Here is a 25,136-nt window from a genome sequence, read left to right as displayed (position 1 = left end):
GCAGGCGCTGCGGTGCGCAGCTATTAATTAGCTAGCGCGTCAGCAGCGCCCGCAGTGCGGCGAGCGCCGGTGCCGGTGGCGTGCCGACCGTTGCGGTGCCGCCGGGCTGCGGCGTCCAGCGCACCTGGTCGCCCGCGATCTCGAGCACCGCGATCACCGTGCCGCCCTGATAGAGCGACAGGCGCGCCTCGACCGGCGCGGCCAGTTGCACATCGGCCGTCGTGGCCGAGCGGGCCACCGTGTTCACCAGCGCCGCCAGGCCTTCGATGTCGCCGCGTGCGTGCTGCACGCCCAGGCCTGCACGCATGAGATCGAAGGACGTCCAGCGGTCAAGCGCAGAGAACGCCGAAGCACCCGCCGGCGATCTGGCGGCCTTGGCGGCGGCAGCAGCGCGCGGCGGGGCCGTGTCGCGCAGCGCGCCCGAGACGTCGGCATTCGGACTGCCTCCCCGCGCGGCGGACCCGGATGCGTTGGCCGGCAGCTCCCGTCGCAAGGGCGCCGGTGCCACAGGTGCGGGTGGCGCAGCGGCCACCACGGCAGGCGGCGCTCTTTCGGGCACGGCGATGGGAGCGGGTGCGACCGAAGGCGCGGGTGACGCAGCGGCATAGGCACTGCGCCGCTCCTGCTCTTTTTCATCCTGCGCGCTTTCGCTCTTTTGACGCGCGCGTGCAGCCGACTCGGCGGCGCCCGGCGCGGCCGCCGCGAGTGCCGGTGGCGCAGGCGCTATCGCAGGTGCGGGTGGAGAAACTGGAGCAGCGGGGGCTGGCGGCGCAGGGAGAGGTACTGCCGCCGACTGCACTTCGGCCGGAGCAGGCGCCGGCTCCGGAGGCGCCGACTTCACCTCTGGGGCAGGCGCAGGTGCTGCTTCTGTCTGCTTGCGAGCAGCCGCCGGCGCGGGCTTGCGGGCGACATCCGCTATCGCGCGGTCTGGCGCTTCCCTGACCGCATCGCGCGCGGGAGCTGCGGGTGCTTCCGCCACGGAGGGTGCCTGCTGCGCAACGATCGCGGGGCTGGATGCAGTCTCCGCCGCGGGCGGCGTCGGCGCTGCGGCGGTTGCCGGCGCCGGTGCGCTGGCGACCTTCGCCTCGCCGTCGAGCCTCGCATCGGGAATCGGCTCGCGGTGCCACAGCACGGTCACGAAGCCGGCCACGAGCACGGTGGCGAAGGCCGCATTCCAGGGCATGCGTGCGCGGGTGTCGCCGCCGCCGAACAGCCGGCGCCACCAGGGCGCGGCGCTCGCGTTATTGGCGGCGGATGCCGACGCCGATGTGGGCGCAGCGGCGAGGTTGTGCGCCATCTTCCGGATCGCATCGCGCGTGCGCGGATCGGGCGTCGCATCGCGATCGGGCGCCTGGTCGAGCGCGCGGCGCAGCGCCGGGTCGCGCAGGTCACCGTCACCGTTATCGTGGAGGTCGGTGTCGTTGCTCATTGGTGCACCCTCGGCGCTGCGCGCCTTCTCGCCAGGCGGGAGCGAGCTTGCTTGGGGCGGCCCGGCACGGCGCTCATGCGCGTTGCTCCAGCACCGACAGGTAGCGTTCCATGCACCCACGCAGTTTCTGCAAGCCGTAACGCAGGCGGCTGCGCACCGTCTCGAAACCGATCTCCAGGCTCGCCGCCAGCGCCTCGACGGTCAGGCCGTCTTCGTGGTGCAGCAGGAATGCGGCGCGCTGGTCGACCGGCAATTCATCGAGGCAGGCCAGCAGCCGCCGCCCGGCCGCGCGCCAGAAGGCGAGCTCCTCCGCAGACGGATGCGCGGCGGCATCGACCGCGCCGCGTACGCCGCGGTCGAGCGTGGGTATGGCGTCGCCGTCGTCGTCCGGATGCGCGTCGAGCGCCACCTCGCGCCCGCTCACGCGCAGGCGGTCCATCGCGAGGTTGTGCGCGATCGTGAAAGCCCAGGTGCGCCAGGCGGCGCCCTGCGGCGAGAAGCTCGCGCGCGCCGAGATGATCCGCACCCAGGTGTCCTGGAACACCTCGTCGGCCTGCGCCGCGAGCCGCGCGCCCAAGAGGCGCTTGACGAAGCGGAACAGCCCGCCCTCGTGGCGCGCATAGAGCACGTCGAACGCGGCGGCGTCACCGTGGGCGTAGGCCAGCATCAACTGATCGTCGGGCATGGCGTCGCGCTCGGTGGCGGCTTTGGCGGAAGGGGCGCGTGGGAGCGCAGACATCGGCGGATTTTCACCTGAGCTTGTACGGGCGGCGGAGGGCATCGGGGTTCGCCACCGGGAAAAAGTCGTGCGGTTTAACCCCGAACCCTTGCGAGCAGACCGATTCGGGAGACGCAGCCGATGTTTCCAACTACCCGGTCCAGACGCTGGGTCTGGCCAATTGTGCGGCTGGTGACGGAAGAATTGGGCAAGCTGCCGGCGGGTGGTTGAACTGGTCCCGCGGACTGGGCTATAATTTTGGGCTCAGCGCAAAACGCTGAAACGGCTCTTTAGCTCAGTCGGTTAGAGCGATGGAATCATAATCCACAGGTCCGCGGTTCGAATCCGTGAAGAGCCACCAACACTACTTTCGCGGTTCTCCGCTTAAGTTCAAAAGCCCTAAGTAAATCAACTACTTAGGGCTTTTTTCTTTCCGCCTCTCTCCGCGTTTCTCCGGGTACTTCCAACACATTCTGCAGTAACTACGTCAGTAACTGTGCCAGTACGTGGTGACCAACATCAAAGTTACTGCATTGCGCGCTAAGCGGCACCTATGCAACGCCAGTTCGCCCGGACCGAGAGCAATCGGATGCATCTCGGTCGGCGCGTTACCCTGCATTACTCCCAAGGCGCGACACCTTCGCCCTCGGGAGTCGGACCCGGCAATGGAACGAGAGTATCTGTACTCCCGTCTGTCCCGGTAGCAAGGAACTGCCGTTCCATCGGCACGCCAGTGAAAGTCACGACCGGCGTCGCTCTCATAAACGCCAGGCGTCTGTAGCTCTTCGTCGCCCACGCTTTGTAGTTTGTATCCAGATACGCAGCCTCCCCCAAGAGCCCAGAGAGCTTCTGCATGAGGCGAATCTTCTCCGCCTTATCGGGTGCAGCCGAGATCGCTCTTTCGATGTTCCTGGCCTTCCTGAATCGCCCAAACGGAACGGCCACCTTCCCAGCATGCACAACAACACCGGTTATATGCTTCGGGACATTTTTGCCAAAAATCTTTGTTTTTTCGTCGGCCATTTTGTGGCCGTGGCTCTTTACTATCGAGGTAACCCGCCGCTCAAGACCGATCGGAATTCGCGCGCCAGAAAAAGTTAAATCATCCACATAGCATGTGAATTTCATTCCGTTTTCCTGCGCAAGCTTAGCCAATGCATCAAACATTGGCTTATTGGCATAGATAGAGAGCAGCGGGCTTAATGGACTACCCGTAGGAAGGCAACCTAGTTTATCCGGCACTTTGCGAAAACAAACCAATCGCGAGAGCAGTCCCGCGATATCCGGGGCGCATTTAAGTTGATGCAGAAAAAAAAGAAAGACAGCGTCTTCCGATGTGGAAGGATAAAACTTCTTGACATGAAATGTCGCCACAACATCGGAGTTCTTATGGAACTCGGCATTTGAGCGATACGAGCGCCCTTTGATTGCCGCATGCGCATAGTCAGGATGGCATACGCGAGCAAGCAAATCACGAATACGCTCATGCAAGCCTTTAAGCACGCGCTTCGGCTCTTCGACCTGCCGAGCCTTTGTCACCTTGCCCGTAAATTCGCAGATTTGCTCTGGGAGCTGAAAAACTTTGTAGCTGGATGACTTTTCGAAGGCGAGCAGCACCGGGACACTTACGTGAAGAATCTCCGCCAGCCTCGTTTTGGAGCGCACCTTGTAAAGCGCACACTGATCGAGGCGGTACGCGTCGCCAGCCACCCTAAGCTTTCACGGGGTTATTTTTGGGATTGGTCTTGGCCACCCAATTCAGCAAAGAGAGCACTTTGCGCGCAACCCCTGTTCGAATGCCAGAAGTAATTTTCGACTTTTCCAAATTTTCTGAGAAAAATAGCAACGAAGATAACGGAATTTGAAACCGATCACCGTATTTTGAAAGAAGCTCCAAAGTAGGAGTCTTTTTTCCCGATTCCAATTCAGAAAGGAAAGAGTTCGATATCCCCAGCTCATATGACAATTGAGTCTGAGTCAGATCATGATAAACACGGATAAGTCGGAGAGCTTCGCCGAGCATATAGCCTCCATTAAAAAATTAATAAGAGCAGGGTAAGTTTAGATTACGAGATGTCGTTCCACCATGCCCACAACTTTTCGATAGCCTCCAGCCCACGGCCGAAACCACCTACAAAATTCATTGCAGCACTCAGAAGAGCCAACTTGCTCGGACGTTGTTTCCAACTTCCTTCGGTGCTCGTCGACTCCAACTTCTCATTACTCTTCAACGGACGCAATTCCGCGGATTTTACTTTTGCCATTTTTGGTTTCCTTTTTAAGGTTCGATCTTGGCGGAATTGCCAAGATCTCTCGCAACGAACCTAAGGAAATGTCAAAAGAGAGAAAGAATTGCGTCATGTCCCCGGCCTATATCAACGCGTTGGCTCTCGCCAACGCGCCTATCCCCTGACACAGAAGAAGACATCGACCGTGAGGTCCTGCCGAACTGCAGCTGGGGAGAGATCAGGGACTTTCGTCCCCACAGGGCTTACGCCCCACCAATCGCGAGATTGATCTCTTGCCGCTGGATGGATTATGCAGGACTACCTTTCGCCAAGTCAAGAAGAATCTTCGCTGACAGCGAAAGCTGGAGCGCCGAGCGCCGGCCGACGCCCCGTCTCAACGAATGGACAGCGACGGACCCAATCTGGAGCCTTCGCGCCTCGGCAAGACTAGCGACGTGTGGCATGCTGCGTAGAGGACCGCGCCCGCGGTCACCCGCGCTCTACAGGCCTACTGCTCATGCCTTACTACCATGTACTTGCCGAGTTTGAGGACAAGGACGCCAGGATAGAAACCATCTTCATGGACTTGATGGAAGCGGACCTGAAAACACGTTTCTTGAAGCCGTACAAGAAGGGGGCGAGCCTAGTTAGCGGCAATCGGGTCATGCCGGTGACGAAGATGCGCAAGATTTTTATCGTTCGTACCGAGCGCGAAAGCAAGACGGAGCTGCTGGATCTACAAAAGACCTCTCGCGAACAAATCGACCGTTTGAACAGAGAGCCATCCGGCGTTTTTTTTCTCAGCCTCGGTTCAGGCTATGCGGATGCGGACATTCGCGAGGTCGGGACCGATGTCACTGCGACCTACGTAAATGCTCCCCCCGGAAACGGTGCGGAAGGCACGCCCATGAAGCTTGCCAAGTGGCTCTTCACAAACGTCTGGGGGGTTGTGGCAGGAGTCGCCGCCGCCGGCATCGCATGGTGGTTTGGCTGGCATTGACGACGCCATCACGGAGCCAGTCAAGCCGGGCACAGTCTTTGACTCACCTACCTTGGCGCAGCAAGGTAGGTGAATTCTTCTTAGGCCGTCAGGCCATCTTCCATGATGGAAAACGCCTTCGGTTGCCGCACAGCGATATCCACGAACTGATTGATCGTGATGCGCACCGTGGCAGTGGAGGCCAAGGTGTAGGGGTCCACGATCACATCCAGCTCACCAAACTGCGCGATGAGCAATTCACTCCAGTCGCCCGAGAAGATCAGGCTTGAACAGATGCCGTTCGAAGTGCCCTTGCTGAGGTTCTTCGGAACGTTGTTGCTCACGAGCAGCGGCCATGAGTTCAGAGGCTCGTCCTGCACCTTGCCCTCTAGGATGAAGTCCATATCCGGCCCGCGCTGCGTCTTCCGTAGCCAGGCGCGTGTCGCAGCGTTAGCCAGGTAGCCTGGCCGATTCATCGCGACATCGGTTTCAGCGACGCGGCTCTCCAGATCCACTACATGCCCCCAGTTGAACGTCGCACCGTTTGCGCCTCCAGCGACGCGGCCGACGCCAGGCGTGTTTCGGATGCCGAGCGGTTGATGGCCAATACCGCTGCCGTTGATGGCGGCAAAGTCGATCAATTGGTCGGCCGCCTTCGTAAGGTCATCTCGCAGCATGGCTTCAATCTCAACCGAGGACTGAATGAGCTGCTGCTTCGAGACGTCGATGTAGGCCGTCAGCCGCCGGGGGCTCAGTTCCAAGTCATCGAGTTCGACGTTCGTTTCAGGGGCTTCGCCCTGCTCGGTTTGCCATGAGGCCTCAGCGCCGGCCGTTTGTCGCGGGATGCGTAGATTTCCCGAGAGCCCACCGAGAACGCGCGCCCCGGCCTGAATCACGCGAGCCTGCGGCCGCAGGACGCGCAGCAGCATGTCGCCGCGCATCGTGTCCTCGATAACGCTGCTGCCGCCATTGAGCCCCGTCGCCAGGTCACGCCGAAGGACGCTCGCCGGGATGAACGAGCCTTCAGCGCGCATGCTGAAGCGGCGCTCAATCTCCGACGATTGCTCGCGCTCGTAGCCGCACAGGTGGCCGTACTTGGCCGGATCGACAGATGCCAGGATGAGGTTGCGCAGGCTGTAGCGATCACCAGCAGGCGCGATGTTGCCCCGGATGTCAGCCGTTGCCACGGGCTTGGTCGAAAGGTGCCGGATGAGCGAACGCTGAAAGGCCTCGACCGATTCGCCGGCACCGATGGCTCGCTGTGCCAGCTCAGGGCCGCCAGGGATGATTGCGGCTATCGCGTTGATCTCGTTCGCGCGCTCGGCCTCGCGGGCGCGCGTTTGCAGTGCGGAAATTTCAGTTGCTTCAGTTGCAGTGGTCATGATGTGTTGTGAAGTGAAAGATGAAGAAGAGCGGCCGACACCTACGGACGGATCGGCGGGAATGGAAACCAGCGAGCACTCGAAAGGTGTCCACCGGCTGACTGTGAAAACGGGCATGTTGTCGCGCGCCCCCGTCTGCTGAACGTCATCGACCACGTAGCCGATGGATAGCGTGCGCAGTCCCTCGGCAACCATGGTCGCGGCCTCGACGCCGGCCTCTGTCGTGAAGAAGCGAAGCCGAGCGCGCAGCTTTTTCGATTCGATGCGGATGTTTTCGACCATCCCGATGGGGCGGCCGGGATCGTGCTGCAGCAGCAGGGGAAGACCGTCTTTGCTGCGCGACAGATCAACCGCGCTTGACTCGTGCGAAAGCACTTCGTATCCGTACCCGCGCAGGTACTGATATTCCGAGCTCAAGCTCGCGTCAAACGTGTTTTTGGCCGCATCACCTTTGCGTGTCGCAGTGAACGCTCGGTGCCTTGTTTCTGGCATGAAGAGACTCCAGCGCATGCATAGCGTCCGAAGACGGCGATTCAGCAGGCGCAAACGGTTAACACCCCTCGCGGGGATGGGCGACGGCAGATGCCGTCCTCGTTTGCTTTCGCGTGAATGCCGCTTTACATCGCGACGTATCGTCTGTGTCGGCGCACCGCTCACTACGTCGTGAGAGCCGCTTACTTCAGATTGCGTGAAGCAGTGCCACGTTATCACACAATCCACGCGAAAGCAAGTTTCCTTCAGCTCATGATTTTGCGAAGTGCCGCGTCGGTCTCGGTCTGCGCGCTCTTCGCCCGGATGCTCGTGAGGAGCGCATCGGCCAGGCATCGAGCCACGGCCTCGCCCGTGGCCGCGCTGGCCGCTGGCATGAGCATCTGAGCGGTCAGCACGCCGTCATAGAGCAGGCCACACCAAGCGATGCAACGGCTCTCCGCGAAGAAGGTCAGCGCGCCGAACCTGCGCTCGCTGGCGGCCGTCGCGAGCAGGGCATTGACTGCGGCCGTGTCCTCGTCGGACAGCATCAAATCTTCAATACGGTTGCTCATGATTGTTCCTATTCAGCTTCACTTAACCCCTTAGGGACATCGCCGAACAGTCCAAGGTTGGGGTTCGAATTACCCGTAACGCACATCTCTGCGGAAGGACCCGTGACCGTCTGACCCCGAGGCCGCAGCTCGACATAGACCAGCTCGAAGTGCTCGGCCAATCCGCGCTGTGTGTCCACGGGCAGTTGACTCGCCTCTGCGAGCAGAGCTATCCGGTTTGCGTCATCGTCGCCACGAGCCGAGCACGCTGCGTTGATGGCATACGCCAGCCGCCGCGCGACCTGCGATGCAGCAGCGCTCATGCGGGACTCGCCTCTCGTTCGACCGCAGCCCGCACCCGCGCGAGGTACGCCGGCCAATGCTCATGGCCGGCGCTCAGATCGGCGTCGTTCCACTTTGCAATGCCAAGCTCTGCGGCCTTCGCCTCAACGCTGCTGCGACTTTCGTCCCATGCAGCCGCAGGCATACCCGGACTCGCGCCAATGTCCGCGGCCTCCCGCAACTGGCGCTCCACAATGCCAAGCAGGTATGCCAAACCCTTCGGCGGCGTTGCCCTGACGCACAGGTCTGCGGCCTGCTCGAAGATCTCTACGCCGACGCCCTTCTCCACCAACGCGCGCAGCTTCGGATTCGATGGATTGACATCGGTTACGCCCTTGGCCTTGATGGCTTTGCAGACGGTTCCCGCTTTCGTGGAGGTTTGAGATTCCTCGCCCCCCACTTCCCCCGCTTGCGGGGGGTAGGGGGGTGTTTTCTTATCTCTTCTCCTCTCCTCTCCTCTGGGTGTGACTTGGCGTGACGTGGCGTGACTTGGCGTGACACTGATTGATTCGGTGTGACTCGGTGGGACGGCGGCCGTCACGCCTTCCGCTTCGCGCTCACGCTGTCGGCGCTTCCGTTCAGCGCCGGTGTCGTCATCGCGTTCGCGCTTCGGTTGTCGCTTCTCCCAAGCGGTCAGGCGCCCTGTGTCTTGGTCGATCAACGAACGGGCCTGCATGAGCCCATAAACGCCCTTGGTGGTGCCTTCATCCAGCCCAAAAGCAAAGTCAATGGCCTCGAAGTCAGGCGTGCCCGGGTCGCCGCGATCCTCGGACGCGCTGGCTGCTTCGAGCAAGGATGCCCAGATCGCGATGACGTTGGTCACCGAAGTGCCTGCCTTCTTCGCGATCAAGCCAAACTTCGGATCGGTGACTGTTCCGTGATGCCAACGGAACCAATGCATGTCCGCCATGGCTTCAGGCTTTCGGTGCTTGCTTCGCGGTGGAACGGGTCCCGCACGCGGCCAGGTGGTTCGCAGCTTCGATTTGCTCGGCCATCCAGCCATCGATAGAGGATTTCAGCCACACGGTGCAGCGCCTGCCCAGTGAAATGCTGCGAGGAAAGCTTCCGGCTGACATGCGCGCATAGATCGCGCTCTTCTTCAAGCACACGCGACGCTCCACATCATGGATTTTTAGGAAGCGGTCTCCCGGCGCGAGCTTGAGGGCAACTTGAGAGTTCATGTGGACGGTGTCGGAATTCAGCATGCAGAGAGGATCGTGCGGAATAGGTGACATCGACAAGGCCCGGGATGTCACCTCCTGCATGTCACAAGCAACACCAGATTGATGATGTTCTGCACCCCCTTCGAAGGTCTTGTGTTGAGCCGTAGTGCCATCGCTCGGAACGCGGTCGCCTGACGCGGTTTTGAGGGGTGGTGGAGATTCCATGCGGACGGTTTCGGAAGTGAGCATGGAGCGAGGTTCCTCGGAGCGATGTGACATTGCTAAGGCAGAAAATGTCAGTACTGCGTTCTTATCCATGGCGGCGGGCTCCGTCTAGGGCGTCGCACTGGCGCTCGATTTGTGCGCTGAGAAGGCCCAGCGACGCCGCCATGAGCCGTTCAATTGCCCCGCGATGGCAGGCGTTGAAGATGGGCGCAGGGCTCTCGTCAGAACAGGCGGATTCGCGCCGGTCTTCGTCCCACGAAAGCAGTTGAGCGAGCGTGTGTGTGCCTTGCACTACGTCGCGCGTGTCGTTCAGGAATTGGGCGAGCCGTTGCTGGGGAAGGCTCAGCCCTTCCCCTCGTACCCATTCAAAGGGCTTGAATTGAGCGGTGGGGCGATAGCTCGCAGCGGAGCAGCCGGCGTCGGCGCCAGCGTAAGAAGAATCGGCCATAGGGCCTCCAAGGATTGCGGTTTGCTACAACCGCCGTCCTCTCTTCCCAAAGAGGGCGGCAGCTCGAACGGGTAGGAAGACCGGGCAATCCTTGCGGAAACCGGCAGGGCTCGCGCCCTCCCATTCGAGCCGCCAAAAATGGGGCGCGAACGAAAAAGCCGCAGACCATGTGCGGTGACTGCGGCTTTCGTCGCAGGATTGCAGCGGGCTTCCCAACCCGACCCCGCTCATCACGAGGCAACAACAATGTACGCGGTCTGGACCGATGTCGTCAAGCCGCGCGGAGCTTCACCACGTCTGCACCGCGACGCAATTCGTCGAGGTAGTCGGCCCATCTCTGCATCATCGAAAAACGTTCCACGCGAAACTCTGTTCGGTTGTACGCCCGGCCGAGGCTGTCTTTGACGGCGTGCGCGAGCTGTGCCTCGATCACCGACTCGTCAACGCCCAGACGCTCCGCGAGGATGGTGCGCGCGGTCGCACGGAATCCGTGGGCTGTCACTTCGTCTTTGCCGAAGCCCATTGCGCGCAATGCGGCGTTGATGGCTGCATCGCTCATGGGGCGTTCGTGGCTGCGCTCGCCCGTGAACACGTATGGGCTGCGCCCCGTCAATGGGTACAGGTCGCGCAAGGCCTCAACGGCCTGCGTTGCCAGGGGCACCAAGTGAGGCGCCCCATGCAACTTGCCGACCTTCTTCCGCTTCATGCGCGCAGCGGGCACGGTCCACAGCCCGGCGTCGAGGTCGATCTCTTCCCACTTCGCATGCCGCAGCTCGCCAGGACGCAGCAGGATCATGGGGGCCAGCTTCAGTGCAGTCCGCACAACGTGTGTGCCCTTGTAGCCATCGCAGGCGCGCAGCAGTTCGCCCAAGCGCTTGGGGTCGGTGATGGCCGGGAAGTGCTGCACGAGTGGTTTGCGCAACGCGTCCTTCAGGTCGCGAGCTGGATTGCTCGTCGCGCGCCCCGTGGCGACGGCGAAGCGGAAGACCTGGCCGCAGTTCTCCAGCGCACGGTGTGCAGTCTCGACCACGCCGCGAGACTCGATGCGACGGATGACCGTCAGCAGCTCGGGCGGGTCAATCTGCGAAATGGGTCGCGTGCCGATGTAGGGGAACACATCGTTCTCCAGCCGGCCGATGATCTTGACGCCGTAGCTCTCGGCCCAGTCGGCGCGGCGCACCTCGTACCATTCGCGTGCGACGTGCTCGAAGCTGTCGAGCACAGGCATGCCGGCCTCGGCGCGTGTCGCAGCTTCACGGGCCTGGACATGCGCCGCACGGACGGCCTTTCTGGCCTCGCTGGGATCGATGCCTTGGGCAACCTTCCTGCGAGCGTCCTCGGCGCGCTCGCGGGCCAAGCCGATACCGATGGTGGGGTAGGTGCCGAGCGAGAGCGTTTTGCGCTTGCCGGCGATGCTGTAGTCAAAGCGCCATCCGTGGGCGCCGCCGTTCACGAAAAGCAGGATGTAGAGGCCGTCGCCGTCGGAAATGCGCCTACGAGGATCGCCGGGTTTGATGGATCGAAGGGACGTGTCGGAACCGATTAGATTGCGTGGCATAGTGGATTTTCAGGTGCAGTAAGTGTTGCAGGAACTCAAGGTCGCACCCGAACAAATATCTAGGATCGGCGCGGCTCTCAAAGGATCTTTCGATCCAGTGAAGAGCCACCAACACTGCCGAAGCGGTTCTCCGCCAAAGCCAAAAGCCCTAAGCAGATCAACTACTTAGGGCTTTTTTTTCGTCTGGCCGACAGACGACTGCGCGGCGCCCGCTACTCGTTGATCTCCGGCTCCACCAGCCTCGCGAGATTCCGCAGCGACTCCTGCCAGCCGAGATAGCAGGCTTCCACCGGAATCACCTCGGGCAGTCCTTCCTGGACGATGCTCAGTTCCGTGCCGACCGACACCTGTTTCAGCGTGACCGTCACCTGAACCTTCCCCGGCAGGTTCGGATCGTCGAAAACGTCGGTGTAGCGCAACCGCTCGTTCGGCACGAGCTCCTGGTATTCGCCGCCGAACGAATGGCTCTTGCCCGTGGTGAAGTTCGTGAACGACATCCTGTACTTGCCGCCCACCTTGGCTTCCATCTCGTGGACCTTGCCCGTGAAGCCATTGGGCGGCAGCCACCGCGCCTTGGCGTCTGCGTCGAGAAATGCCCGATAGACCTTTTCGGGTTTTGCGGCAAGGACGCGATGCAATCTGACTGTATTGGTGCTCATGGTTCTTCCTTTCGAAACCATGAGCCTACGGACATCCAAGGTGCATCACAAGGACCGAGAAACCGTAGATCCTGCCAATCAATCGCCCTGGACGGGCGATGCTTCCTTCTACGCAGTTTCCAGCCGCTCGGCCACTTCGTGCTTGCCCAGCTCTCTGACTGCGGCGAGCTTTTCGAGCTGCACCGCACGGGGCCTGGCCTTCCCCTGCTCCCAGTGATAGATCGTCTGGCCCGACACGCCCACGAGCTTTCCGTAGGACGCTGCGGAGAGATCGAGCTTGCTGCGGTGCGCAGCCAGCCGCGTCGCGCTGAAACGGCGCTTCGGCCCCGCCTCGTTCGCGTCACCGGAATCATCGGCCGGTGCGCGGCGCGCGGAGCCCTTGGCGGCACGCCGCAGCTCTTTTTCCAACGCACTCACCTGTCGACGCAATGCAGCAATCGAGGCGCGATGGTTGGCGGATGCCTTTTTGAGAATGTCGATCTCCGCGCGCACTTCTTTCCTGGCAACGCGTGAGATTTCGGCTTTGAGGATGGATGCAATGTTTGGCATGCCCGCATTGTGACCAAATCGTAAACGGCCTCGGTTATCAGGCCTTGTAAGCGCAACCGCAAGCTACCTAGGCCGGGGCCTGGACACGCGTTCGCACGATCCGTTCAAGGCACGCGCACATAGGCATCCGGCACGTACTTTTCCATGAGCGTCTGCGGCCGCGACGGCGGCGTGAAGCCGAACTTCGCGTAGAGCCCGTGCGCATCGCCGGTTGCCAGCATGAAGCGCCGCAGCCCCTGCAGCTGCGGATGAGCCGTCACCGCCGCAATCAGCGCCGCGCTGTAACCCTTGCCGCGATGCTCCTTCAGCACGAACACGTCGACGAGGTAAGCGAAGGTCGCGAAGTCGGACACGACCCGCGCGAACGCGACTTGCGACTCGCCCAGAAAGCCGCCGAAGTTCAGCGAGTTGCGGATGGACGTGCGCACGGTCTCGATCGGAATCTGCCGCGCCCATGCCGACTCTTCCGACAGGAAGCGATGGATGAGCGGCACGTCCAGGTCCTCGATCGCGGTGGAGATTCGGAGTTGATGGTCCATGTCCGCGAGCATAAGCAAAGCCCTTTCATCCGCGAAGTGCAGGCACATGCCCCGGCCGTACCCGTCGCCGATAATCCGCGCCAATGCCCACGCCCTTCCACGCCGCCTCGAACAGGCACGCAGCCCATGCGGTCTTGCGGCGTCCGGGCGTGCCGCTGATCCGCTGGGCATTGCTGTGGTTCGCGCTCTCCCTCGGTGCGGCCATTGCCTCGCCGATGGTGTATCCGGTGTCGATGGAGCTGGTCTGCTCGGCCAGCGGTTCGGTCAAGGCCATCGTGCACACCGACGACGGTGCGCACGAGCTGGGCACCGGTCACCTCGACTGCCCGCTGTGCGTGCTCGGCGGCGCACCGCCCGCAGCACCCGGCATCTCGCTGCCTGCCGTCGTGCCCGCGGTCCACGCGGCCGCGTCGGTTGCGCACACGCACATCGCCGCCATCACCGCAGCGCCGCCGCCGGCGCGCGGGCCTCCCGCTCTCTGCTGATTCGCTTCCGGTTCCTGCGCATGTGAGATGCCGCCTCGATGGTGGTTGCCGCACATCGCGCGTTCCCGCCATTCATGCGCTCGCGTTCGCGCGACCGCCAGAGAGAGCTTTCATGCACACGACACGACCTAGACAACTTTCACGCCGCCATCTGCTCATTGCCGGCGGCGGCCTCGCCGCGCTGTCCCTCGCCGCTTGCGACAAGGTACTGCCCGTGAGCTTCAACGGCATCGACATCACCGGCGCCAACTACGCGCAGGACTTTCGCCTGACCGACCCCGACGGTCGCGAGCGCACCGTGGCCGACTTCAAGGGCAAGGCCGTGATGCTGTTCTTCGGCTTCACGCAATGCCCCGACGTCTGCCCCACCGCGCTGCTGCGTGCCGCCGAGATCCGCCACATGCTCGGCGCGGACGGCGAGCGACTGCAGGTGATCTTCGTCACCGTCGATCCGGAGCGCGACACGCCCGTCGTGCTCAAGGCCTATACCAACGCGTTCGATCCGAGCTTCATCGGCCTCTACGGCGACCTGCAGAGAACCAGCGAAACGGCCAAGGCCTTCAAGGCCTATTACAAGAAAGTGCCCACCGGCGCTTCGTACACGATGGACCATTCGGCCTTCAGCTACGTGTACGACCCGCAGGGACAAATCCGGCTGGTGCTGCGCCACGAACAGGGTGCGCCGGAATGCGCCGAAGACCTGCGCAAGATTCTCAAGACGACCGCCTGAACTTCAGTTCAACCCGATCCATTCACATCCAAGGAGATTTCTCTCATGACGAACATGACCCCCATCGCCCGCATCCTCGCCCTCTCTGCCGCCTCGTTCCTCGTGGCTACCGCACACGCGCAAGTCACGGTCAAGGAGGCATGGGTCCGCGCGACCGTGCCGCAGCAGCAGGCCACCGGCGCGTTCATGCAGCTCAGCGCCGCGAAGGACACGAAACTCATCTCGGCGAGCTCGCCCGTGACGCCCATCGTCGAGGTTCACGAGATGGCCATGCAGGACGGCGTGATGCGCATGCGGCAGGTGCCCTCGGTCGTGCTGCCCGCGGGCAAGACCGTCGAGCTCAAGCCCGGCGGCTATCACGTGATGCTGCTCGACCTCAAGCAGCAGGTGAAGGAAGGCGACACGGTGCCGCTCACGCTGGTGTTCGAAGGCCAGGACGGCAAGCGCGAAACGCTGGAGGTGAAGGCGCCGGTGCGCGCGCTCAACAGCGCGGCGAAGCCTGCAGCCGCGCATGGCGAGCACAAGCACTGAGCGACGTTGCAAGAGATGAATCGCCGGTCGCCGCGCACGAACGGCCGGCGATGTTACCCAAGACCACCGCGCATCGCACAGGAAATCTGCTGAGGATTTCCCCCTATGCCGCCTTCGAGCCCACCGATTTGCGTAGCCCGGATTTCCCGCCAGGCGACGGGCTGCTCATTCAACAGGCAACGTGGTGGGAAGGCCCGCCAATGCTCGCTTTGAAGGGCGCCCTCCTCCGGCAACCCACAGAGTTGTCCACAGAAAAAACGAACAAGTCATCAAACTGACTTCGCCGCGACATATCTCTTGAACATTTCCCGCAGCTTGGTTTTCAGCAGCTTGCCGGTGGCTGTATGCGGCAGGCTGTCGACGAAGGCCACGTCGTCCGGCAGCCACCACTTCGCCACGCGCGTCGAAAGAAAAGTGAGCAGTTCCTCGCCCGTGACCTCCGCGCCTGAGCGCTTCACCACGATGAGCAGCGGCCGCTCCTGCCACTTCGGATGCGCGATGCCGATCACCGCTGCCTCCGCCACGGCCGGGTGCGCACTCGCTGCGTTCTCCAGGTCGATGGACGAGATCCACTCGCCGCCCGACTTGATGACGTCCTTTGCGCGATCGACCAGCTGCACGTAGCCGTCTTCATCGATGTTGGCCACGTCGCCCGTCGGAAAAAATCCTTCGGCATCGAGCACCGATCCGCCCTCGCCCTTGAAGTAGCCGCTCGCGATCCACGGCCCGCGCACATGCAGGTGGCCGAAGGCCTTGCCGTCGTGCGGCAGGCGCTGGCCGTCCTCGCCGACGATCTTGATCTCCACGCCCCACACGCCGCGGCCCTGCTTCATCTTCACCGTGGTCTGCTCCTCCTTCGATAGCGCGCGGTGCTTGGGCAGCAGGTTGCCGATCACGCCGATAGGGCTGGTCTCTGTCATGCCCCAGCCCTGCACGAAGTCGGCGCCGAAGTCGCGCTCGAAGCGTTCGATCATGGCGCGCGGCGTGGCCGCACCGCCCACGCCGATGCGCTTCAAGCCAATGGCGTGTGTGTCGATCTCCGGGTGCGCGTCGAAGTACTGGAACAGCATGAGCCAGATGGTCGGCACGGCCTGCGAGAAGCCGACTTTCTCGTCGCGCATCAGCTCGTAGAGGCTCTGCGGGTCCATGTGCGGGCCGGGCATCACGAGCTTCATGCCGGTCATGGCCGCCGCATACGGCATGCCCCACGCGTTGGCATGGAACATCGGCACCGCGAGCAGCAGCGTCATCTGCGAGTTGACGCCGAAGGTGTCGGGTGCGCACTCCATCAGAGAATGCAGCACGGTGGAGCGGTGCGAATACAAGACGCCCTTGGGGTTGCCCGTGGTGCCCGAGGTGTAGCAGAGCGACGACGCGGTGCGCTCGTCGAACTCGGGCCAGGTGTAGCGCTCGCTCTGCGCGCCGACGAGCTCGTCGTAGCACAGCAGGTTCGGCACATCGATGGCAGGCATGTGCGCGCGGTCGGTCATCGCGATGAAGGCGCGCACGGTCTTCAACTTCGGCGCGAGCTGCTCGACCAGCGGCGCGAAGCTGGTGTCGAAGAACAGCACCTTGTCTTCCGCGTGATTGACGATGTAGTCGATCTGCTCCGGAAAGAGCCGCGGGTTCACCGTGTGCAGCACCGCGCCCGAACCCGAGACGCCGTAGTACAGCGCGAGGTGGCGGTACGTGTTCCACGCGAGCGTGCCCACGCGGTCGCCGGGCTCGACGCCCAGCACCTTCATCGCATTGGCCACCTGCTTCGAGCGGCGCTGCACCTCCCCGTAATTGGTGCGATGGACCGGCCCTTCCACCGTGCGCCCCACGACCTCGGCATGCGGGTGGAAGGTGGCCGCATGGTCGATCAGCGAAGAGATCAACAGCGGGCGGTCTTGCATCAATCCGAACATGTTCTTGTCTCCTGTGCGCCAGCGGGAATCTCATGCAGCGGCCGGCTGCATCGTAGGCAGGGGCTTGCAGACGCCACATCGTCGGAACGGACGATTGAGCACCCCGGGGTTGTCCCTAGCATCGGCCTCGTTCAAGATGAACCCATTCCCGCCTTCCTCCCGAACGAAAGCCAAAGCATGAACGTGTACGAAGCCGTTGCGAGCCGTCGATCGGTGCGCGAATTTTTGAGCACGCCCGTGGCGCCCGACGCCATTCGCCGCGTGCTGCAGGAAGCCTTGCGCGCACCGTCGGGCGGCAACCTGCAGCCGTGGCACCTGCATGTGGTGGGCGGCGAGCGGCTCGACGAACTCAAGTCGATCATGCGCACGCGTGTGCAGGAGGCGCCCACCGGCGAAGGCACCGAATACGACATCTACCCGCGCGAACTCGTCGCGCCGTACCGCGACCGCCGCTTCGCGGTCGGCGAGGCGATGTATGCGCGCCTTGGTATTCCGCGCGAGGACAAGGCGGCGCGGCGCGAATGGTTCGCGCGCAACTACCAGTTCTTCGGCGCGCCGCTCGCGCTGTTCTGCACGGTCGACCGCCGCATGGGCCCGCCGCAGTGGTCCGACCTCGGGATGATGTTGCAGAACGTCATGCTGCTGCTGCGCGCCGAAGGGCTCGACAGCTGCCCGCAGGAATGCTGGGCGATGTACCCGCAGACCATCGGCAAGTTCATCGCGCTGCCGCCCGAGCGCATGCTGTTCACCGGCATGGCTATCGGCTACGCGGACCGGAGCAAGCCGCTCGATGCGCTGGTGACGGAGCGCGCGCCGCTCGCCGAAGTGGCCGAATTCATCGGCATCTGATCGACGGACATCGGCGGAGGGAACGAATCCTGCTTGGCCGGAGGAAACCTCGGAACTCCCTTTCATGCTCATCGCCCAGATCTCCGATCCGCACGTTCGCCCCCCCGGCCAGCGGTACCAGGGCGTGGTCGATTCGAACCGGATGTTCGAAGAGGCCATCGCGCACCTGCACGCGCTCGACCGGCGGCCCGACCTGGTGCTGTTGACCGGCGACCTCGTCGATGAAGGCCGGCCCGAGGAATATGCGCAGGCCCGCCGCCTGCTCGCGCAACTCTCGATCCCTTACCTCGTCATCCCCGGCAACCACGACCACCGCGAGAACTTCCGCACGGCCTTTGCGGACTACGCCTACCTGCCCGCGACGGGCGCATTGCACTATTGCATCGACACGCACCCGGTGCGCATCGTCGCGCTCGACTCCTGTATTCCCGGTCTCCATCATGGCCACGTCGATGCCGAGGGCCTCGCATGGCTGCAGCGCACGCTCGAAGCCGACCGCGAGAAGCCCACGCTGCTGATGCTGCATCACCCGCCGTTCACCAGCGGCATTCCGTACATGGACAGCTACCGGTACATCGACACGGCGCCGCTCGAGGCCATCGTGCGGAGCGTCGGCAACATCGAGCTCGTGCTCTGCGGGCACGTGCATCGCACGATGCTTAAGCGCTGGGCGGGCACGGTCGTCTGTTCGTGCCCGAGCAGCACGACCGAGATCGCGCTGCAGCTCGCGCCCGATGCGGCGCCCGCCTCGTACCTGGGGCGGCCGGGTTGCATGCTGCACCTGTGGGACGAGGCAGAGGGCATGGTGAGCCACGTGAGCCATATCGGAAAGATGGACGGGCCGTATCCGTTTGCGTGACGTTGGCGCTCGGCGTCGCAAACGCATCGTCGTTCCGATCCGCCGCGCGATGCTGCATCTGCACTTCGACAACGACACCTGTGGCTGCTCAATGGGCTGGCTGCGATCATCTGCGTCGGACCATCAACATTCAGGGCATCGCACCATGGGCTTCAGCATCTACTACACCGCCAAGCGGGACACACCGCTGACCCCCATCGAAACGCAGCGCATCGACGCGATCGTGCAGGCGTTCGACGTCACCGCAGAGATCGAGCGCTATGCCCATACCAACAAGGGCCTCAACTGGGAAAGCTTCACTCTCTACGAGGCGTCGCGGCTCACCGGCGACGATGTGCTGTCAGGTGCCACAGCCCTTCCCGACAACAAACCCTTCGCCATGCACAAGGGCGCGCGCCACTGGGTCGATTGCCTCAACCGCATTCGCCGCGAAGTGCTCGCCGATGCCAAGTGGAGCGTGCAGATCGAAGACGACGCGCTGCTGTGGGACGACAAGCACGGCTGGCACGACAAGGCATCGGACGGGCTCGCATCGCTGTGGCTCGGCTGTTTGCTGAGTTCGCCATTCCGGTTGTTTTCCCGGGTCGCGTGAGCCCCTGACTGCTACCTTCAGTATCGCCAACCGATACTTTTTGCCTTTGCCCGCGGGACGGTCAAGCCGCGCCGTTACAGTCGCCGCGCCCGATTTTTCCGTCAGGAATCACTTGGGCTAATCCCGACCCCGATCCCGCGCCGCCCCTCCGGCGCTTCGGGCGAACGCGAACGCAGACACCTGAAGCTCCCCATGTCGCTGGTCAAGAAAGCTATCGAAGAACACAAGGCCGCGATCGCTGCGCGTGCCGCCAGCAAGGCGGCCGCCGCCATCAACACGCAGGTCGCGCGCGAAGCGTTTCTCTCGGAGTTCAAGACGCGGGTCGAAGCGGGCGTGAGGCCGCTGCTCGACGCCTTCGCCTCCGACCTCGTCGCCTCGCGGCACGATGCGATCGTCGATGACGATCTCGCCAACCCCTACAAGCCCTACATCTCGGTGCGCTTCTCGCCGGTCGCCGGCGTGAGGCTTGAAGACCTGGCTTCGCGGGAGTCGGTCTTCACGCTGCGTGCCTTCGCGGCGACACGGCAGGTGCACCACGTGTCTTCTTACGACCAACGCTCGGGCGAACACGGTGTCACGCACGAGGCGCTGGGCATCGAGTCGGTGAATCCGTCGCGTGTCGAGCGGGGCTTCGAGGAATGCCTGCGGGCCGCGCTGAAGGCTTGGCACGCCTGAGTTCTTGCTGGGCGCGCGCCCTCAGAGCCGCTCGATGATCGTCACGTTCGCCATGCCGCCGCCTTCGCACATCGTCTGCAGCCCATAGCGCTTGCCGCGCTGCGCGAGCGCGTGGACCAGCGTGGTCATCAGCTTGGTGCCCGAGGCGCCCAGCGGATGACCCAGCGCGATCGCGCCGCCATTCACGTTCAGGCGTTCCGGGTCGGCACCCAATGCCTGCAGCCAGGCCAGCGGCACCGGCGCGAAGGCTTCGTTGACCTCGTACAGGTCGATGTCCTCGATCTTCATGCCGGCCTTCTTCAAGGCGCGTTGCGTTGCGGGCAGCGGCGCCTCCAGCATGATCACCGGGTCGTGCCCCATCACGCTCATGTGGTGGATGCGCGCGAGCGGCTTCACGCCCAGCGCCTTGAGCCCGCGCTCATTCACCACCATCACGCCGCTCGCGCCGTCGCAGATCTGGCTCGCGGTGGCCGCGGTGCAGCGGCCGCCTTCGGCGATGAGCTTCACCCCGGCGATGCTCTCCAGCGTGGCGTCGTAGCGGATGCCTTCGTCGGTGGTGTGCATGTCGCCCGGCTCGGTGCCGTCGTTCAGGCGCGCGGCCACGGGCACGATCTCGGTGTCGAACAGGCCCGCCTTCGTCGCGGCGATGGCGTTGCGGTGGCTGCGCATCGCGTAGGCGTCGAGCTCGGATTTCTCGATGCCGTAGTTCTTCGCGATCATCTCGGCGCCGGTGAACTGGCTGAACTGGATGTCGGGGTAGCGCTTCTGCATCAGCGGGCTCACGTAGAAGCCCAGGCCGTTCTTCATCGGCAGGATGTTCGGCGTGCCCATGGGCACGCGCGTCATGCTCTCGACGCCGGCGGCGATCACGATGTCCATGCTGCCCGACATCACAGCCTGCGCCGCGAAATGCAGCGCCTGCTGCGATGAGCCGCACTGCCGGTCGACCGAGGTGGCCGGCACCGACTCGGGCAGCCGCGAGGCCAGCACCGCGTTGCGCGCGATGTTCGAGGCCTGCTCGCCGACCTGGCCGACGCAGCCCATGATGACGTCCTCGACCTGCGCCGGGTCGACGTCGGTGCGCTCGACCAGCGCGTTGAGCACCTGCGCGGCGAGGTCGGCGGGGTGCCAGCCGGACAGGCGGCCGTTGCGGCGGCCGCCTGCGGTGCGGGCGGCGGCGACGATAAAGGCTTCGGGCATGGGAGTCTCCTGTTCAGAAGTGGGAATGGGATTGGGGCTCCCTCCCCCTCTGGGGGAGGGCTGGGGTGGGGGCAAGCGGCGCTCGCTTCGGGCGCCTGCCCCCATCCCAACCTTCCCCCAAAGGGGGAAGGAGCAAGAGGCATCGTTCTCAGCGCGGCGCCATGCGGATGGCCCCATCCAGCCGCACGCTCTCGCCATTGAAATAGCCGTTCGTGATCATCAGCTCCGCCAGCGTCGCGTACTCCGCCGGATTGCCGAGGCGCTTCGGAAACGGCACCGAGGCCGCCAGCGCCGCCTTCACGTTGTCGGGCGCGCCCTGCAAAAGCGGCGTGTCGAAGATGCCCGGCAGGATCGTGTTCACGCGGATGCCTTCGCTCATCAAGTCGCGCGCAATCGGCAGCGTCATGCCGACGATGCCGGCCTTCGACGCGGTGTAGGCCGCCTGTCCCATCTGCCCGTCCTGCGCGGCCACCGAGGCGGTGTTGACGATGGCGCCGCGCTCGCCGTCCTGCAGCATGTCGAGCGTGAGCATGCCGGCCGCCGACTTGGCGATGCAGCGGAAGGTGCCCACGAGGTTGATCTGGATGATGCGGTCGAAGTTGGCGAGCGGAAAGTGCTTGATCTCGCCCGTCGCCTTGTCGCGGCTCGCGGTCTTCACCGCGTTGCCGGTGCCCGCGCAGTTGACCAGCACCCGCTCCTGCCCGTGCGCCGCGCGGGCCTTGGCGAAGGCGGCGTCGACCTGCTCCTCGGAGGTCACGTCGACCTTGCAGAACACGCCGCCCAGTTCCTTGGCGAGCGCCTCGCCCTGCTCCGCGTTGAGGTCGAACAGCGCGACCTTCACGCCATGGCTGGCCAGGCGGCGCGCGGTGGCGGCGCCCAGGCCCGAGGCGCCGCCGGTCACGACGGCGGAAATACTGGCATCGAGTTGCATCTTGGGGTGTCTCCGGAAGGTTGTTCGAAAACCAGTTTAGGCAGCAGAATCACCCGCCGGAATCGTCGGAAGCGACGGAATTTCAAGGCGCTCACTCCCCGTTTGCGATGCCTTCTCCTGCTTCTTCTCTTCCTCCCCCGTCCTCCCCCAGGATTCTCGAGACCAAGCTCAACCCGCCGGCCTTCGTGGCCACGCAGGTGCCGCGCACCACCATCGGCGAGGCGATTGCCGCGGCCGGCGCGAAGCTGGTGCTGGTGCGCGCACCGGCCGGCTTCGGCAAGACCACCGCCATGGCGCAGATCCGCGAGCGCATGGACGCGCAGGGCACCGCCACCGCCTGGCTCACCCTGGACCGCGCCGACAACGACGTCTCGCGCTTTCTCAATTGCCTGGCCGAGGCCGCGCAGCGCCTGGGCGTGGAAGAGCCCCGCACCAACGGCCCCTTCGACGCCGTCGCCGCACTGGCCGCGCACGACGCGCCCTTCACCCTGTTCCTGGACGACTTCGAGGTGGTGCAGGAGCCCGCGGTGCTCGGGCTCGTGCGCGAAATCATCGAGCAGCTGCCGCGCCGCGGGCAGATCGTGATCGGCTCGCGCAGCCTGCCCGACCTGAGCCTGGGGCGGCTGCGCGCACGCGGCCAGCTGATGGAGATCGACACCGACCGCCTGCGCTTCACGCTGGAAGAAACCAGCGCCTTCTTCGGCCTGCGGCAGGCCCATGCATCACAGCAAGCGTCGCAAGGCTTGCAGACGCTGCCGGCCGACCTGCTCTCGCAACTGCACCGCAAGACCGAAGGCTGGGTCGCCGCCATCTGGCTCGCGTCGATGGCGCTGGAGCGGCACGGCACCGAGACCGGCTTTGTCGAGCGCTTCTCCGGCTCCGACCGCGCCGTGGCCGAGTACCTCGCCGAAGACGTGCTCGCGCACCAGCCCAAGGAGATTCGCGACTTCTTGCTGCGCACCAGCATCCTTCGGCAGCTCGATGCCTCGGTGTGCCAGGCGCTCAACCCGCGCATCGACTGCGCAGCCATCCTGGAACAACTGGCCGCGGCCAATCTTTTCTTAACGCCCGTGAGCGGCGACGGCCGCGCGTGGCGCTATCACAGCCTGTTCGCCGACTTCCTGCGCGCGCAACTGGCGCGGGACCATCCCGGTGAGATCGAACGGCTGCACCTCGCGGCCTCCGGCTGGTACGAATCGCACGACCGGCCCGTGCCCGCCATCGACCACGCCATCGAAGGCGGCGACCATCCGCATGCGCTGACGCTGCTCGACAGCTACGCGGGGCAGTTCCTCGAACAGGGCCGCATGCGCATGCTCGCGCGCTGGTTCTCCGCCATTCCGGAACACCAGCTGCGCGCCCACCCGTTCCTGCAACCGATCGCGCTGTGGGCCACCTGCTTCACGCACGGTCCGTGGGAGGCGATGCAGATGCTCGAGCAATCGGGCTGCCTCGACAGCGAGATCCCCGCAGTGCGGGCGAGTGCGCACACCCTCGTGCCGCTGCTGCTCGCGATGCAGGACCGGCACGACGAGGCATATGAAGTCGGCGGCCCCTGCCTCGCACGGCTGCCGACCGGCTTGCCGTTTGCCGACAGCGTGCTGCTCAACGCGATGGCGCACATCCTCGCCGTGCGCGGCGACCAGCGCGAGGCGCAGCGCCTTCTCGACGCCGCGCGGCGCGAGCAGGGCAACAGCACCTTCAACCGCATGTACACCGAGTCGCTCGCGGGCCTGTTCGACCTGCATGAAGGCCGGCTGCGCCAGGCGACCGCGCGGCTGCGCATGGCCGTCGATACGACGCATGCCGTGTCCTACAACCACAGCCACGGCAACGCGTGGGCGGGCGTGCTGTACGCCGGCGTGGTGTACGAGTCGAACCAGTTGCCGCAGGCCGATCACCTGCTGAACGTGTACCTGCCGCTCGCACGCGACGTGGGCCTGCCGGACCACATGATCCTGAGCCACGTGATGCGCTCGCGCATCGCGTTCCATGCGGGCGACATCGACGCGGCCGTGCAGGCGCTGACCGAACTTGAGTACCTCGGTCATCACCGCCAACTGCCGCGCGTGGTGGCCGGCGCGAAGCTGGAGCGCTCGCGCATGCTGCTGCTGCAGGGCAACGGGCCCGCGTCACGCGATGAGTTGCTGCGTGCGGACGATCCGGAACTTTGGGAACGCGAGCGACGCCAGCGCCTGCCCGCGCACGACCTCGACTACCTCGCGCTGGCAAAGGCGCGCTGGGACATCGCGTTCGGCGATGCGCGCGCGGCGCTGACGGCGCTCGATGCCGAGTTGCACGCGGCCATCGCATCGAACCGCTATCGCCGTGTGCTCAAGCTGCGCGTTCTGCGCGCGATGGCGCTGCAGCGCGCAGGCGATGTCGCTGCCGCGATCGACGAGATCAGCGCCGTGCTGCAGACGGCGAGCCAGGAAGGCTTCATGCGGCTGATCCTCGATGAAGGGCCGGCGGTGGGGATGCTGGTGCAGCGGTATGCGAATGCGGCGGCGCAGGAGGCGGCTGCGTCGTCTTCTGCTTCGACGCGGGGCGATCCGATCCTTGCGGACTACCTGCAGCGGCTGCTGCAGGCGATGGGGCCGATGGCGGCGGTCGATGCGGAAGCGGCGCCGGCTGCTGCCGGCGATGCGATCAAGGAGCCGCTGACGCGCAAGGAGATCCGGGTGCTGCAGCTGCTGGCGGAGGGGTATTCGAACAATGCGATGGCGGAGAAATTGTTCGTGTCGGACAGCACGGTGCGGACGCACCTGCGGAATATCAATATGAAGCTGGATGCGAAGAGCAGGACGCAGGCCGTGGCGATCGCGCGGAAGGTGGGAGTGATTCGGTAATCAGCTATTCGGTCTTCGCAATAAAAGCAATTACCCGACCAAAAACCCCAAATCCCAGGGTCATTAGAAACAATATACTGATTTGCTTCGTCACGCCAACAATCGAAATTCGATTTTTGCTCACGCAATATCCACGATATGCAAACACCACAACTGGAGAGATTATAAAGAAGGCAACGCCAATCCAGTACCATGAAGAAATTCGACAACGATCTGCCTCCCAGCAACCATTGAGATACCTGTTCGGAAAAATTCCCTCGATGTTTATTCTACCCGCGATCAAA

The 25,136-nt window shown here is 63.9% G+C and carries 27 protein-coding genes and 1 tRNA gene; 10 read left to right on the top strand and 18 right to left on the bottom strand.

The annotated features are described in order from the left end of the window. Positions 1 to 31: 31 nt before the first annotated feature. Entirely contained in the window at positions 32 to 1,429 is a 1,398-nt protein-coding gene (locus tag QFZ83_RS01005) for a hypothetical protein (RefSeq protein WP_307501557.1), read from the bottom strand. A 73-nt stretch (positions 1,430 to 1,502) separates the two neighbouring features. Beyond that, positions 1,503 to 2,168 (bottom strand): sigma-70 family RNA polymerase sigma factor, encoded by a 666-nt coding sequence (locus QFZ83_RS01000; protein ID WP_307501554.1) that lies wholly within the window; start codon positions 2,166 to 2,168, stop codon positions 1,503 to 1,505. Between the two features lie 263 nt (positions 2,169 to 2,431). On the opposite strand from QFZ83_RS01000, the gene QFZ83_RS00995 reads away from it, so the two are divergent. Beyond that, positions 2,432 to 2,508 (top strand) — tRNA-Met (locus tag QFZ83_RS00995). Positions 2,509 to 2,765: 257 nt separating this feature from the next. Here QFZ83_RS00995 and QFZ83_RS00990 read toward each other — a convergent pair. The 3 genes from QFZ83_RS00990 to QFZ83_RS00980 form a co-directional block, all read right to left on the bottom strand. Next, positions 2,766 to 3,764: a reverse transcriptase family protein gene (locus QFZ83_RS00990; protein ID WP_307501551.1), complete on the bottom strand. Its 999-nt coding sequence runs from the start codon at positions 3,762 to 3,764 to the stop codon at positions 2,766 to 2,768. Between the two features lie 94 nt (positions 3,765 to 3,858). Beyond that, positions 3,859 to 4,170, bottom strand: a complete 312-nt coding sequence (locus QFZ83_RS00985) for a helix-turn-helix domain-containing protein (protein ID WP_307501547.1) — start codon at positions 4,168 to 4,170, stop codon at positions 3,859 to 3,861. 43 nt (positions 4,171 to 4,213) lie between these two features. Continuing rightward, entirely contained in the window at positions 4,214 to 4,411 is a 198-nt protein-coding gene (locus tag QFZ83_RS00980; RefSeq protein WP_307501544.1) for a hypothetical protein, read from the bottom strand. A gap of 481 nt (positions 4,412 to 4,892) precedes the next feature. Here QFZ83_RS00980 and QFZ83_RS00975 point away from each other — a divergent pair, with 481 nt between their 5' ends. Then, positions 4,893 to 5,375: a hypothetical protein gene (locus QFZ83_RS00975; protein ID WP_307501542.1), complete on the top strand. Its 483-nt coding sequence runs from the start codon at positions 4,893 to 4,895 to the stop codon at positions 5,373 to 5,375. A gap of 80 nt (positions 5,376 to 5,455) precedes the next feature. Here the strand turns inward: QFZ83_RS00975 and QFZ83_RS00970 are convergent, their stop codons facing one another. The 10 genes from QFZ83_RS00970 to QFZ83_RS00925 all read right to left on the bottom strand — a co-directional run bounded on the left by QFZ83_RS00970 (position 5,456) and on the right by QFZ83_RS00925 (position 13,241). Beyond that, on the bottom strand, positions 5,456 to 7,246 hold the full coding sequence (locus QFZ83_RS00970; protein WP_307501538.1) for a phage major capsid protein: 1,791 nt from the start codon (positions 7,244 to 7,246) through the stop codon (positions 5,456 to 5,458). 227 nt (positions 7,247 to 7,473) lie between these two features. Next, entirely contained in the window at positions 7,474 to 7,779 is a 306-nt protein-coding gene (locus QFZ83_RS00965; protein WP_307501535.1) for a hypothetical protein, read from the bottom strand. 8 nt (positions 7,780 to 7,787) lie between these two features. Then, entirely contained in the window at positions 7,788 to 8,081 is a 294-nt protein-coding gene (locus tag QFZ83_RS00960) for a hypothetical protein (protein WP_307501533.1), read from the bottom strand. Continuing rightward, positions 8,078 to 9,010: a hypothetical protein gene (locus tag QFZ83_RS00955; RefSeq protein WP_307501530.1), complete on the bottom strand. Its 933-nt coding sequence runs from the start codon at positions 9,008 to 9,010 to the stop codon at positions 8,078 to 8,080. Before QFZ83_RS00955 ends, QFZ83_RS00960 begins: the two co-directional genes overlap by 4 nt. A gap of 4 nt (positions 9,011 to 9,014) precedes the next feature. Then, complete coding sequence (locus QFZ83_RS00950) at positions 9,015 to 9,581, bottom strand: AlpA family transcriptional regulator (RefSeq protein WP_307501527.1); 567 nt, start codon at positions 9,579 to 9,581, stop codon at positions 9,015 to 9,017. Continuing rightward, entirely contained in the window at positions 9,574 to 9,936 is a 363-nt protein-coding gene (locus QFZ83_RS00945) for a hypothetical protein (RefSeq protein WP_307501523.1), read from the bottom strand. The genes QFZ83_RS00950 and QFZ83_RS00945 overlap by 8 nt, the downstream gene beginning before the upstream one ends. Before the next feature lie 271 nt (positions 9,937 to 10,207). Then, the gene (locus QFZ83_RS00940; RefSeq protein ID WP_307501521.1) at positions 10,208 to 11,494 is read right to left on the bottom strand and encodes an integrase arm-type DNA-binding domain-containing protein; all 1,287 of its coding nucleotides are present in this window, start codon (positions 11,492 to 11,494) and stop codon (positions 10,208 to 10,210) included. A gap of 212 nt (positions 11,495 to 11,706) precedes the next feature. Beyond that, a complete protein-coding gene (locus QFZ83_RS00935) occupies positions 11,707 to 12,153 on the bottom strand; it encodes an SRPBCC family protein (RefSeq protein WP_307501519.1) in 447 nt (148 codons plus the stop codon). A gap of 108 nt (positions 12,154 to 12,261) precedes the next feature. Continuing rightward, entirely contained in the window at positions 12,262 to 12,702 is a 441-nt protein-coding gene (locus QFZ83_RS00930; RefSeq protein ID WP_307501517.1) for a DNA-binding transcriptional regulator, read from the bottom strand. Between the two features lie 104 nt (positions 12,703 to 12,806). Further along, positions 12,807 to 13,241 carry a GNAT family N-acetyltransferase gene (locus QFZ83_RS00925; RefSeq protein ID WP_307501514.1) on the bottom strand — a complete coding sequence of 145 codons (435 nt, stop codon included), beginning with the start codon at positions 13,239 to 13,241 and terminating at the stop codon, positions 12,807 to 12,809. An 83-nt stretch (positions 13,242 to 13,324) separates the two neighbouring features. Between QFZ83_RS00925 and QFZ83_RS00920 the strand changes: the two genes are divergently transcribed. The 3 genes from QFZ83_RS00920 (at position 13,325) to QFZ83_RS00910 (ending at position 14,987) form a co-directional block, all read left to right on the top strand. Beyond that, positions 13,325 to 13,726: a DUF2946 family protein gene (locus tag QFZ83_RS00920; protein ID WP_307501512.1), complete on the top strand. Its 402-nt coding sequence runs from the start codon at positions 13,325 to 13,327 to the stop codon at positions 13,724 to 13,726. A 112-nt stretch (positions 13,727 to 13,838) separates the two neighbouring features. Then, the gene (locus QFZ83_RS00915) at positions 13,839 to 14,456 is read left to right on the top strand and encodes an SCO family protein (protein WP_307501509.1); all 618 of its coding nucleotides are present in this window, start codon (positions 13,839 to 13,841) and stop codon (positions 14,454 to 14,456) included. Between the two features lie 45 nt (positions 14,457 to 14,501). Continuing rightward, positions 14,502 to 14,987 carry a copper chaperone PCu(A)C gene (locus QFZ83_RS00910; protein ID WP_373424164.1) on the top strand — a complete coding sequence of 162 codons (486 nt, stop codon included), beginning with the start codon at positions 14,502 to 14,504 and terminating at the stop codon, positions 14,985 to 14,987. Positions 14,988 to 15,256: 269 nt separating this feature from the next. On the opposite strand, the gene QFZ83_RS00905 is transcribed toward QFZ83_RS00910, so the two are convergent. Continuing rightward, a complete protein-coding gene (locus tag QFZ83_RS00905) occupies positions 15,257 to 16,897 on the bottom strand; it encodes a 3-(methylthio)propionyl-CoA ligase (protein ID WP_307501507.1) in 1,641 nt (546 codons plus the stop codon). 177 nt (positions 16,898 to 17,074) lie between these two features. On the opposite strand from QFZ83_RS00905, the gene QFZ83_RS00900 reads away from it, so the two are divergent. From QFZ83_RS00900 to QFZ83_RS00885, 4 genes are all read left to right on the top strand, one after another. Continuing rightward, positions 17,075 to 17,746: a nitroreductase gene (locus QFZ83_RS00900; RefSeq protein WP_307501506.1), complete on the top strand. Its 672-nt coding sequence runs from the start codon at positions 17,075 to 17,077 to the stop codon at positions 17,744 to 17,746. Between the two features lie 64 nt (positions 17,747 to 17,810). Continuing rightward, the gene (locus tag QFZ83_RS00895) at positions 17,811 to 18,605 is read left to right on the top strand and encodes a phosphodiesterase (RefSeq protein ID WP_307501502.1); all 795 of its coding nucleotides are present in this window, start codon (positions 17,811 to 17,813) and stop codon (positions 18,603 to 18,605) included. Positions 18,606 to 18,654: 49 nt separating this feature from the next. Then, a complete protein-coding gene (locus tag QFZ83_RS00890; RefSeq protein ID WP_307501499.1) occupies positions 18,655 to 19,197 on the top strand; it encodes a hypothetical protein in 543 nt (180 codons plus the stop codon). A gap of 192 nt (positions 19,198 to 19,389) precedes the next feature. Then, positions 19,390 to 19,872: a hypothetical protein gene (locus QFZ83_RS00885; protein WP_307501497.1), complete on the top strand. Its 483-nt coding sequence runs from the start codon at positions 19,390 to 19,392 to the stop codon at positions 19,870 to 19,872. A gap of 21 nt (positions 19,873 to 19,893) precedes the next feature. On the opposite strand, the gene QFZ83_RS00880 is transcribed toward QFZ83_RS00885, so the two are convergent. Beyond that, positions 19,894 to 21,072: an acetyl-CoA C-acetyltransferase gene (locus QFZ83_RS00880; RefSeq protein ID WP_307501495.1), complete on the bottom strand. Its 1,179-nt coding sequence runs from the start codon at positions 21,070 to 21,072 to the stop codon at positions 19,894 to 19,896. Positions 21,073 to 21,220: 148 nt separating this feature from the next. Beyond that, positions 21,221 to 22,003: an SDR family NAD(P)-dependent oxidoreductase gene (locus tag QFZ83_RS00875; protein ID WP_206175684.1), complete on the bottom strand. Its 783-nt coding sequence runs from the start codon at positions 22,001 to 22,003 to the stop codon at positions 21,221 to 21,223. Positions 22,004 to 22,110: 107 nt separating this feature from the next. Between QFZ83_RS00875 and QFZ83_RS00870 the strand changes: the two genes are divergently transcribed. Beyond that, entirely contained in the window at positions 22,111 to 24,852 is a 2,742-nt protein-coding gene (locus QFZ83_RS00870) for a LuxR C-terminal-related transcriptional regulator (protein WP_307501489.1), read from the top strand. Positions 24,853 to 25,136 lie beyond the last annotated feature (284 nt).

Source organism: Variovorax sp. W1I1, assembly GCF_030815625.1.
GTDB lineage: Bacteria > Pseudomonadota > Gammaproteobacteria > Burkholderiales > Burkholderiaceae_C > Variovorax > Variovorax paradoxus_C.
The sequence above is the reverse complement of the archived record's forward strand: the minus strand, read 5'-3'. Positions and strand labels throughout refer to the sequence as shown.

Bases quoted from the DNA above. Each gene is read 5' to 3' on its own strand.
- QFZ83_RS00940 (WP_307501521.1), bottom strand. From the start codon at position 11,494: ATGCCACGCAATCTAATCGGTTCCGACACGTCCCTTCGATCCATCAAA.
- QFZ83_RS00880 (WP_307501495.1), bottom strand. From the start codon at position 21,072: ATGCCCGAAGCCTTTATCGTCGCCGCCGCCCGCACCGCAGGCGGCCGC.
- QFZ83_RS00915 (WP_307501509.1), top strand. From the start codon at position 13,839: ATGCACACGACACGACCTAGACAACTTTCACGCCGCCATCTGCTCATT.
- QFZ83_RS00910 (WP_373424164.1), top strand. From the start codon at position 14,502: ATGACGAACATGACCCCCATCGCCCGCATCCTCGCCCTCTCTGCCGCC.
- QFZ83_RS00985 (WP_307501547.1), bottom strand. From the start codon at position 4,170: ATGCTCGGCGAAGCTCTCCGACTTATCCGTGTTTATCATGATCTGACT.
- QFZ83_RS00950 (WP_307501527.1), bottom strand. From the start codon at position 9,581: ATGGATAAGAACGCAGTACTGACATTTTCTGCCTTAGCAATGTCACAT.
- QFZ83_RS00960 (WP_307501533.1), bottom strand. From the start codon at position 8,081: ATGAGCGCTGCTGCATCGCAGGTCGCGCGGCGGCTGGCGTATGCCATC.
- QFZ83_RS00895 (WP_307501502.1), top strand. From the start codon at position 17,811: ATGCTCATCGCCCAGATCTCCGATCCGCACGTTCGCCCCCCCGGCCAG.
- QFZ83_RS00905 (WP_307501507.1), bottom strand. From the start codon at position 16,897: ATGTTCGGATTGATGCAAGACCGCCCGCTGTTGATCTCTTCGCTGATC.
- QFZ83_RS00885 (WP_307501497.1), top strand. From the start codon at position 19,390: ATGTCGCTGGTCAAGAAAGCTATCGAAGAACACAAGGCCGCGATCGCT.
- QFZ83_RS01000 (WP_307501554.1), bottom strand. From the start codon at position 2,168: ATGTCTGCGCTCCCACGCGCCCCTTCCGCCAAAGCCGCCACCGAGCGC.
- QFZ83_RS00920 (WP_307501512.1), top strand. From the start codon at position 13,325: ATGCCCACGCCCTTCCACGCCGCCTCGAACAGGCACGCAGCCCATGCG.
- QFZ83_RS00870 (WP_307501489.1), top strand. From the start codon at position 22,111: ATGCCTTCTCCTGCTTCTTCTCTTCCTCCCCCGTCCTCCCCCAGGATT.
- QFZ83_RS00970 (WP_307501538.1), bottom strand. From the start codon at position 7,246: ATGCGCTGGAGTCTCTTCATGCCAGAAACAAGGCACCGAGCGTTCACT.
- QFZ83_RS00930 (WP_307501517.1), bottom strand. From the start codon at position 12,702: ATGCCAAACATTGCATCCATCCTCAAAGCCGAAATCTCACGCGTTGCC.
- QFZ83_RS00965 (WP_307501535.1), bottom strand. From the start codon at position 7,779: ATGAGCAACCGTATTGAAGATTTGATGCTGTCCGACGAGGACACGGCC.
- QFZ83_RS01005 (WP_307501557.1), bottom strand. From the start codon at position 1,429: ATGAGCAACGACACCGACCTCCACGATAACGGTGACGGTGACCTGCGC.
- QFZ83_RS00935 (WP_307501519.1), bottom strand. From the start codon at position 12,153: ATGAGCACCAATACAGTCAGATTGCATCGCGTCCTTGCCGCAAAACCC.
- QFZ83_RS00890 (WP_307501499.1), top strand. From the start codon at position 18,655: ATGCTGCATCTGCACTTCGACAACGACACCTGTGGCTGCTCAATGGGC.
- QFZ83_RS00925 (WP_307501514.1), bottom strand. From the start codon at position 13,241: ATGGACCATCAACTCCGAATCTCCACCGCGATCGAGGACCTGGACGTG.
- QFZ83_RS00980 (WP_307501544.1), bottom strand. From the start codon at position 4,411: ATGGCAAAAGTAAAATCCGCGGAATTGCGTCCGTTGAAGAGTAATGAG.
- QFZ83_RS00955 (WP_307501530.1), bottom strand. From the start codon at position 9,010: ATGGCGGACATGCATTGGTTCCGTTGGCATCACGGAACAGTCACCGAT.
- QFZ83_RS00875 (WP_206175684.1), bottom strand. From the start codon at position 22,003: ATGCAACTCGATGCCAGTATTTCCGCCGTCGTGACCGGCGGCGCCTCG.
- QFZ83_RS00900 (WP_307501506.1), top strand. From the start codon at position 17,075: ATGAACGTGTACGAAGCCGTTGCGAGCCGTCGATCGGTGCGCGAATTT.
- QFZ83_RS00945 (WP_307501523.1), bottom strand. From the start codon at position 9,936: ATGGCCGATTCTTCTTACGCTGGCGCCGACGCCGGCTGCTCCGCTGCG.
- QFZ83_RS00975 (WP_307501542.1), top strand. From the start codon at position 4,893: ATGCCTTACTACCATGTACTTGCCGAGTTTGAGGACAAGGACGCCAGG.